Here is a 523-nt window from a genome sequence, read left to right on the forward strand (position 1 = left end):
TAAGCTGCTGCAGCCCCCAACACCCCTAGCAGCCTGTTGATTTAGTCGTATACCGAGTGACAACAATTAGCCGATGGGCGTTAGCCCCGGTTGGCGTCTGACTAACCGCCGCTAACGCGGTGCGGCTCATTAAATCAACAGCCCGCTAGGGCTACGGTTGACTGCTCCCCGCCATTTGCTTGACGCGTGTTTTTCTGTGGCTGATAATCATGTCTCATGACCCGCGTCGACGCGGCATCTCGAAAAGTCGGCGACACTCTTTCGAGGGTCACCCAAGGGGACGAAGTCCGCGAGATCTCTACCACTTACTCGATACTCACCGTGTCGACGCGGGGTTGATTCGACGCGTGTCACTGCAGCGGTCGCCCAGATCACTCCAGCTGGTCCGCGCCCCCCAATCGGTCCGCAGGGCTCCGCACGCGACTGTTGATTCCAACATCCACGTGCACGTAATTCATCGTGGTTTCGATATCTCTGTGTCCCATTAACTTCTGAACTGTCGGCAGGTCGGTACCATCCTCGA

At 57.2% G+C, this 523-nt stretch carries 1 protein-coding gene; it reads right to left on the reverse strand.

What is annotated here, in order from left to right:
* Positions 1-371: 371 nt before the first annotated feature.
* The coding region (locus RE6C_RS33275) for a tyrosine-type recombinase/integrase (protein ID WP_008658373.1) at positions 372-523 on the reverse strand (152 nt) is incomplete at its 5' end.

This window comes from Rhodopirellula europaea 6C (assembly GCF_000338295.1).
Classification (GTDB): domain Bacteria; phylum Planctomycetota; class Planctomycetia; order Pirellulales; family Pirellulaceae; genus Rhodopirellula; species Rhodopirellula europaea.